Origin of the sequence: Streptomyces silaceus (assembly GCF_001419745.1) — a bacterium.
Classification (GTDB): domain Bacteria; phylum Actinomycetota; class Actinomycetes; order Streptomycetales; family Streptomycetaceae; genus Streptomyces; species Streptomyces silaceus.
Genome location: NZ_LIRJ01000107.1, coordinates 1 through 8214, shown reverse-complemented (window position 1 = coordinate 8214; position 8214 = coordinate 1). Strand labels below are relative to the sequence as shown.

General features: G+C 72.7%; 6 protein-coding genes. 5 read left to right on the top strand and 1 reads right to left on the bottom strand.

Annotation, left to right across the window (positions count from 1 at the left end; translation table 11 throughout):
- The 4 genes from AOK22_RS12495 to AOK22_RS12480 all read left to right on the top strand — a co-directional run.
- Positions 1-681: sensor histidine kinase (locus AOK22_RS12495; RefSeq protein ID WP_167357842.1), on the top strand; the 681-nt coding region annotated here is incomplete at its 5' end.
- Positions 678-1364, top strand: a complete 687-nt coding sequence (locus AOK22_RS12490) for a response regulator transcription factor (protein WP_055698686.1) — start codon at positions 678-680, stop codon at positions 1362-1364. The genes AOK22_RS12495 and AOK22_RS12490, both read left to right, overlap by 4 nt.
- A gap of 171 nt (positions 1365-1535) precedes the next feature.
- Positions 1536-2702 carry a non-hydrolyzing UDP-N-acetylglucosamine 2-epimerase gene (gene wecB, locus AOK22_RS12485; protein ID WP_055698685.1) on the top strand — a complete coding sequence of 389 codons (1167 nt, stop codon included), beginning with the start codon at positions 1536-1538 and terminating at the stop codon, positions 2700-2702.
- Positions 2703-2730: 28 nt separating this feature from the next.
- Complete coding sequence (locus AOK22_RS12480) at positions 2731-4080, top strand: XrtP-associated glycosyltransferase (RefSeq protein WP_055698684.1); 1350 nt, start codon at positions 2731-2733, stop codon at positions 4078-4080.
- Positions 4081-4154: 74 nt separating this feature from the next.
- Here AOK22_RS12480 and AOK22_RS12475 read toward each other — a convergent pair whose 3' ends face one another.
- Positions 4155-6779, bottom strand: coding sequence for a valine--tRNA ligase (locus tag AOK22_RS12475; protein WP_055698683.1), 2625 nt, complete (start codon positions 6777-6779; stop codon positions 4155-4157).
- 136 nt (positions 6780-6915) lie between these two features.
- On the opposite strand from AOK22_RS12475, the gene AOK22_RS12470 reads away from it, so the two are divergent.
- Entirely contained in the window at positions 6916-7929 is a 1014-nt protein-coding gene (locus AOK22_RS12470) for a hypothetical protein (RefSeq protein WP_055698682.1), read from the top strand.
- Positions 7930-8214: the final 285 nt, after the last annotated feature.

Below are 8214 nucleotides of genomic sequence, written 5' to 3'. Positions count from 1 at the left end.
GAGCTGCGCACCCCGCTCGCCACGATCCTCAGCTTCTGCGGGCTGCTCGCCTCGCCCTCGGGCGGCCCGCTCTCCGCGAGCCAGCGCACGTACCTGGACACCATCGACCGCAACGCCCACCGCATGCAGGAGATGGTCGACGGGCTGCTGCACGCGTCCACGGCCGTGGGGCCCCGCGCGGAACCGACGTACGGGCGCGTGGACATGGCCCGGCTCCTGGGGCGCCTCACCTCCGACCTGCTCCCTCGCGCGACCGCCGCCGGCCTCTTCCTGGTCCACGACCACGAGCCGGGGCCGCCCGCCGTCGCCGACCGCGCCCAGCTGGAGAACGCGCTCGCCGCACTGCTCGACAACGCCGTGAAGTTCACCCCGCGGGGCGGCACCGTCACCGTCTCCGCCCACCCCTACGACGAGCCGGACGGCACCGGCTGGGAGATCGCCGTCGCCGACACCGGCATCGGGATCCCCAAGGAGTTCCACGAGGAGGTCTTCACCGAGTTCGTGCGCGCGCCCAACGCCCGCCGCGGCGCCTACCCCGGCACCGGCCTCGGGCTCTCCGCCGTCCGCGACGCGATGCGGCTGCACGACGGGCACATCACCCTGCACGGCGGGGAGGACGACGGGACGACCGTGGTGCTCCGGCTGCCCACGGGCAGCGCCGCCCGGACCGGACACGGATGAGCTCACTGCTCGTCGTCGAGGACGACCCCGACCTCGGCATCGCGCTGCGTGCCGTCCTCGGCGAGGCCGGGTACGAGACGGTGCTCGCCGAGGACGGGCACGCCGCCCTGCGGCTGCTGTTCTCCGAACGGCCCGCCCTGATGGTCCTCGACCTGATGCTGCCGGGCCTGGACGGCTGGGAGGTCCTCGACCGCACGCGCGACATGACCGACCTGCCCGTGCTCATCCTCTCCGGCCGCACGAGCGTCGCCGAGCGGGTCCGCGGGCTGCGCGCGGGCGCCGACGACTACCTGATCAAGCCCTTCGACCCGCAGGAACTGCTCGCCCGCATCGAGGCGCTGCTGCGCCGCAGCCGTCCCGACCAGTGGCGCGGCGACTACGTGGAGGCGGGCCTGCGGATGGTGCCCGAGCGGCGGTCCGCGGTCTGGCAGGGGCAGGAGATCCGGCTCAGCGACATCGAGTACCGGCTGCTCCAGGTGCTCGTACGCAACCGGGGGCGCGTCGTGACGACCGAGCAGCTGCTCGACCTGGTGTGGGACGCGCCGGACGGCAGCGGGCGGGAGCGGGTGAAGTTCGCGGTGCTGCGGTTGCGGCGGCGGCTCGCGGTCTACGAGGCGGCGGGGGCCGAGGACCCCCTGGAGTCGGTGCGAGGGCTGGGGTACCGGTACCGGGGTCCCGCCTAGCGGGCCTTCCTGCCCTCCGTACGGCCGAAGGTCCGGGCCCTAGGTCCCGAACCCCGTCATCCGGGCATCCGCAACCGTCGCGCAACCGAGCGCGATCCGGGTCCGCAACCAACGGCCTGCACTCTCCAGGACATAAGCCCCTATGTCCCGTTTTCCCTGGAGTGCCCCCGCGTGTTCGCAGCCGTCACCGCCCCCGCCCAGCAGCTTCCCGAGCGCAGCGTCGCCGTCGTCCTCGGCACCCGGCCCGAGCTGGTCAAGCTGGCGCCGCTCGTGCGGCTGCTCGGTCCCGCGGCGCGGCTGATCCACACCGGGCAGCACTACGACGACTCCCTCTCCGGCCGCTTCCTCGCCGAGCTCGGGCTGCCCGAGCCCACCCTGCTCGACGGCGTCGGCGGGCAGGCGCGCGCCGTACAGATCTCCGTCGCGCTCGCGCAGCTCGACGCCGAGTTCGCCGCCCGGCCGCCCCGCGCCGTCGTCGTCCAGGGCGACACCAACGCGGCGCTGTCCGGCGCGCTCGCCGCCAACGCCCGCGACATCCCCCTCGTCCACATCGAGGCGGGCCTGCGCAGCCACGACCGCGCGATGCCCGAGGAGCACAACCGCGTCCTGATCGACCAGCTCTCCGACGTGCTGTGCGCCGCCACCGAGGACAACCGCGCCAACCTCCTCGCCGAGTCGATCCCCGCCGAGCGGATCGTCGTCACCGGCAACACCGTCGTGGAGGCCGTCCGCGACACGCTGCCCGCCGACGCCGAGCGCGCCGCGCTGCTCGCCGGGCACGGCCTCACCCCCGACGCGTACGTCCTGGCCACCGTGCACCGCCCCGAGAACACCGACGACCCGGCGGCGCTGCGGGCCGTCCTGACCGAACTGGCCGCGCTCGCCGAGCGGCTGCCCGTCCTCGTCCCGCTGCACCCGCGCACCCGCGCCCGCGCCGAGGCCGCCGGACTCGACGCCCTGCTCGCCCCGCTGACCCTGCTCCCGCCCATCGGCCACGGCGAGTTCCTCGCGCTCGCCCGGCACGCGGCGCTGCTCGTCTCCGACTCCGGCGGCGTCCAGGAAGAGGTCACCGTCCTCGGCCGGCCGCTCGTCGTCGTGCGCCGCTCCACCGAGCGCCCCGAGGCCATGGCCGCCGGCTTCGCCGAGCTCGTCGGCCCCGGGCCCGGCGTCGGCCACGCCGCGCGCGGCCGGCTCGACGAGGGCACGGCCGGGCTGCACCGCCTCGCCGCCACCCCCAGCCCCTTCGGCGACGCCCAGGCCTCCCGGCGCATCGTCGCGCTCCTGACGGACCTGGTGGCCGAGGGCGCCACCGCCGCCCACCTGCCCGCAGCGGCCTGACGCCCGCGCCCCACCACCAGGACTCCTGATGCTGACCTTCGACCGGCTCCTGTTCCTCTTCCCCTTCGTCCTGCTCGGCTGCTTCCTCCTGTACTGGGCGGGCGCCCGCCACGCCTACCTGCGCCGCGCCCCGCACGAGGGCGGCGACCCCAGCGCCTTCGACTGGCACTTCTTCGTGCCCTGCCGCGACGAGGAGACCGTCGTCGGAGCCACCGTGGACCGGCTGCGCACGGACTTCCCCGCCGCGCACGTGTGGGTCGTCGACGACGCCAGCGACGACCGCACGGCCGCCGTCGTCGCCGCGCTCGCCGAGGACGACGTCCGCGTCCACCTGGTCTCGCGCCGCAGGCCCGACGCCCGGATCGGCAAGGGCGCGGCGCTGAACGCCGCCTACGCCGAGCTCGACGACTTCCTGCCGCGCGACGCCGACCGCTCCCGCGTCGTGGTGTGCGTCGTCGACGCCGACGGGCACCTCGCGCCCGGCGCGCTGACCGCCGTCAGCGGCCCCACCGCCTTCGGCGACCCCGAGATGGGCGGCGTCCAGGTCAGCGTGCGGATGCGCAACGTCGACGAGCCGCGTCCGCTGCCCGAGCGCGGCCGGCTGCTCAACGCGCTGGCCCGGCTCCTGGTCCGCATGCAGGACATGGAGTTCGCGGTCTCCAACGCGGGCATGCAGCTGCTGCGCGGGCGCACCGGCTCCGTCGGGCTCGGCGGCAACGGCCAGTTCACCCGGCTCACCGCGCTCGACCGGATCGCCGCGGCCGAGCGCCGCCCCTGGCAGCGCGACGCGCTCCTGGAGGACTACGAACTGGGCCTCCACATGATCCTGGGCGGCTACCGCGTGACCCACGTCGCCGACACGTACGTCTCCCAGGAGGGCCTGCCGCACGCCCGCCGCTTCCTGACGCAGCGCACCCGCTGGGCGCAGGGCAATCTGCAGTGCGTGCGGTACGCGCCGCGCATCGTCGGCTCGCGCCACTACGCGGGGCGCGGCGTCCTGGAGACGCTCTACACCTTCATGCAGCCCCTGGCCCACGTCGCCAGCCTGGTCCTGACCGTGCTGCTCGTGGCGGCGCTCGCGCTCGGCCGCTCCCCGCTGGACTCCGCGGTCGGCGTCTGGCCGCTGGTGCTCGCGCTGACCGTGCTCTCCGTCCTGCCGTTCGCGCTGTGGGGCCCGGTCTACCGCAGGGACTTCGCGCCCGGACACTCCCGCCTCAAGGGCCTGTTGTGGGGCTTCGCGCTGTGGCTGTACGCGTACCACGTCTTCGTCGTCGCGACGCGCGGCCTGCTGCGCGTGCTGCGGGGCAGGAACGGCTGGGCCAAGACGCGGCGCAACGCGGAGGCCGTGGGGACGGGGCCGGTCGCCACGGAGGCGTGACCGCCGTGGGACGCGCGAAGGCCCCGGGACCGATCACGGTCCTGGGGCCTTCGACTACGTACGCCTGTACGGCACTACGCGGCCGGCAGCGCCTCCAGCTGCGCCTGAAGGCGCGCGATGTCGGCCTCCGCCTTGGTGAGGCGGCCGCGGATCTTGTCGACCACGTTGTCCGGCGCCTTCGCCAGGAACGCTTCGTTGCCGAGCTTCGCCGTGGCCTGGGCCTTCTCCTTCTCGGCGGCGGCCAGATCCTTGGCCAGGCGCTTGCGCTCGGCCGCCACGTCGATCGTGCCGGACAGGTCGAGCGCGACCGTGGCGCCCGAGACCGGCAGGGTCGCCGTCGCCGTGAAGGCGTCGCCCTCCGGCTGGAGGCGGAGCAGCTGGCGGATCGCGGCCTCGTGCGGGGCGAGCGCCGTGCCGTCGAGGGTCAGGCGGGCCGGGACCTTCTGGCCCGGCTGCAGACCCTGGTCGGCGCGGAAGCGGCGGACCTCGGTGATGACCTGCTGGAGGGTCTCGATCTCCTGCTCGGCGGCGGCGTCGCGGAAGCCGCTGTCGGTGGGCCAGTCGGCGATCACGATCGACTCGCGGCCGGTGAGCGCCGTCCACAGCGTCTCCGTCACGAACGGCACGATCGGGTGGAGCAGCCGCAGCGTGACGTCGAGGACCTCGCCGAGGACGCGGGCCGAGACCTTCGCGCCGTCGCCGCCCGCCATGAACGTCGTCTTGGACAGCTCGACGTACCAGTCGAAGACCTCGTCCCACGCGAAGTGGAAGAGGGCGTCGGAGAGCTTGGCGAACTGGAAGTCGTCGTAGAGCGCGTCGACTTCGGCGACCGTCGCGTTCAGCCGGGACAGGACCCAGCGGTCCGTGGCGGAGAGCCGCTCGGCCGGGGGCAGGTCGCCCTCGATCGTGGCGCCGTTCATCATCGCGAAGCGCGTGGCGTTCCAGATCTTGTTCGCGAAGTTGCGCGAGCCCTGGACCCAGTCCTCGCCGATCGGCACGTCGGTGCCGGGGTTGGCGCCGCGGGCCAGCGTGAAGCGCAGGGCGTCCGAGCCGTACTTGTCCATCCAGTCCAGCGGGTTGACCGCGTTGCCGAAGGACTTCGACATCTTCTTGCCGAACTGGTCGCGGACCATGCCGTGCAGCACGATCGTGTGGAACGGCGGGGTGCCGTCCATCGCGTACAGGCCGAACATCATCATCCGGGCGACCCAGAAGAAGAGGATGTCGTAGCCGGTGACCAGGACGGAGTTCGGGTAGAACTTCTCGAGCGACTCGGTCCGCTCGGGCCAGCCGAGCGTGGAGAACGGCCACAGGCCGGAGGAGAACCACGTGTCGAGCACGTCGTTGTCCTGGGTCCAGCCCTCGCCCGTGGGGGCCTCGTCGTCGGGGCCGACGCAGACGACCTCGCCGTTCGGGCCGTACCAGACCGGGATGCGGTGGCCCCACCACAGCTGGCGCGAGATGCACCAGTCGTGGAGGTTGTCGACCCAGTCGAAGTAGCGCTTCTCCATCTCCTGCGGGTGGATCTTGACCTTGCCGTCGCGGACCGCGTCACCGGCGGCCTTGGCGAGCGGGCCGACCTTGACCCACCACTGCATCGACAGGCGCGGCTCGATGGTGGTCTTGCAGCGCGAGCAGTGGCCGACGGAGTGCGCGTACGGACGCTTCTCGGCGACGATGCGGCCCTCGGCGCGCAGCGCGCCGACGATCGCGGAGCGGGCCTCCAGGCGGTCCAGGCCCTGGAAGGGGCCGGGGACCGTGATGACCGCGTGCTCGTCCATGACCGCGATGTTCGGCAGGTCGTGGCGCTGGCCGATCTCGAAGTCGTTCGGGTCGTGCGCCGGGGTCACCTTGACGGCGCCGGTGCCGAACTCGGGGTCGACGTGCGCGTCGGCGACGACGGGGATCGTGCGGTCGGTCAGCGGCAGCTTGATCTGCTTGCCGACCAGGTGCTTGTACCGCTCGTCCTCGGGGTGCACGGCGACGGCGGTGTCACCGAGCATCGTCTCGGCGCGGGTGGTGGCGACGACGATGGTGTCCTCGCCCTCGCCGTACGTCATGGAGACGAGCTCGCCGTCGTCGTCCTGGTACTCGACCTCGATGTCCGAGATCGCCGTCAGACAGCGCGGGCACCAGTTGATGATGCGCTCGGCGCGGTAGATCAGCTCGTCGTCGTAGAGCTTCTTGAAGATCGTCTGGACGGCCTGCGAGAGGCCCTCGTCCATGGTGAAGCGCTCGCGCTCCCAGTCGACGCCGTCGCCCAGGCGCCGCATCTGGCCGGAGATCTGGCCGCCGGACTCGCCCTTCCACTTCCAGACGCGCTCGATGAACGCCTCGCGCCCGAGGTCGTGGCGGGACTTGCCCTCCTTGGCGAGCTCGCGCTCGACCACGTTCTGCGTGGCGATGCCGGCGTGGTCCATGCCGGGCTGCCACAGCGTCTCGTGGCCCTGCATGCGCTTGCGGCGGGTGAGGGCGTCGATCAGCGTGTGCTCGAAGGCGTGGCCCAGGTGGAGCGCGCCGGTGACGTTCGGCGGGGGGATGACGACGGTGTACGGCGGCTTCTCGCTCTTGGCGTCGGCGGAGAAGTAGCCCCGTTCTACCCAGCGCTCGTACAGCGGCCCCTCTACCTCGGCCGGCGCGTACTGGGTCGGCAGTTCGGGAGTGGTCGCTGGAGGCTGCTGCTGAGCGTTCTCGGTCACGCGGTCAGTTTAGAGGGGTGACGGAGCGACGCCGAAACCGGAATCCTCGACATCGCTTGTGGCCCGGGGCCCCAAGGACCCTGGACTTCGTTCAGGATGTCCGGGACACATAAACGTTCGAGGGGGACCCCACGCGATGAGCTACAACCAGCCAGGCCCGTACGGCGGCCAGCAGCCCGAGCAGCCCGGTCCGTACGGGGGCGGCCAGCCGCAGCAGCCGGGCCCGTACGGGGGCCAGCCGCCGCAGCAGCAGCCGGGTCCTTACGGAAGCCAGCCCCAGCAGCCGGGCCCCTACGGCCAGCCGCCCCAGGCTCCCCCGCCCGGTTACGGCTACCCGCAGCAGGGTCCTCCGCAGGACGGGGGCTACGGCCAGCCGCAGCAGCCCGGCCCCTACGGGCAGCAGCCGCAGGGCGTCCCGCCGCAGGGCCCCTACGGGCAGGTGCCGCCCCCGCCGCCCGGTGGCGGCGCCGGCGGCGGGAAGAAGAAGACCGGCCTGATCATCGGCGCGGTGGCCGTGGTCGCCGCGATAGGCGTCGGCGCGTACTTCCTCTTCGGCGGCAGCTCCTCGGTGTCGGTCGAGGACGACGGGGCGCACAAGCTGGTGCCGCCGGCCTCGGTCGGCGCGTACAAGAAGAGCGACGACTCCGGCTCGGGCGACGACGGCCCGCTCGGCTCCGGCGACAAGAAGAACGCCGAGGAGATCGGCATCAAGAACGCGGAGAACGTGGCCGCCTCGTACAAGTCGGGCGAGGCCCTCGCGGGGAAGCAGATGAGCTTCCAGGGCATGTACGGCGAGATCGAGGACCCGGAGAAGGCCGTCGACGACGGGTTCGCCAAGGCCCAGGAGAACTCCGAGAAGGGCTCGGGCGACAACGTCGGCGACCCCGAGGAGATCGCGTTCGAGGGCAGCCCCGAGACCGTGGAGCCCGACGGCCTCGACAACGCGGTCATGAAGTGCCAGACCGCGAGCTTCAAGGAGGGCAGCAAGAAGACGGAGCTGCCGGTCTGCATCTGGTCCGACCACAGCACCTACGGCATCGTCTTCGGCATCGACACGGCCGCGATGATGAAGGGCGGCGGCGGGATGGCCACGGACGACGTCGCGTCGTTCGCGGCGGACCTGCGCAAGGCGGCACGCGTCAAGGCGTGACGCAGGGCGTGTCCCACGCCGTAGCGGAGCATTTGCGGAGAAAGGGCCCGGGGCGGCACGCCTGCCCCGGGCTCTCGTACGTCCGCCCTCTGGAACAGCCCTTCAACAACTCCGCATCGATCCGCCCCTGGGCCCCAACCCCGTGCACGTATCCGCCAGGATGTTCGGAACACATAAGCATCGGGAGGGAACCCCAGCGATGAGCTACAACCAGCCGGGTCCGTACGGCGGGCAGCAGCCCCAGCAGCCCGGACCGTACGGCGGCGGCCAGCCCCAGCAGCCCGG

Bases quoted from the DNA above. Each gene is read 5' to 3' on its own strand.
- AOK22_RS12480 (WP_055698684.1), top strand. From the start codon at position 2,731: ATGCTGACCTTCGACCGGCTCCTGTTCCTCTTCCCCTTCGTCCTGCTC.
- AOK22_RS12490 (WP_055698686.1), top strand. From the start codon at position 678: ATGAGCTCACTGCTCGTCGTCGAGGACGACCCCGACCTCGGCATCGCG.
- AOK22_RS12470 (WP_055698682.1), top strand. From the start codon at position 6,916: ATGAGCTACAACCAGCCAGGCCCGTACGGCGGCCAGCAGCCCGAGCAG.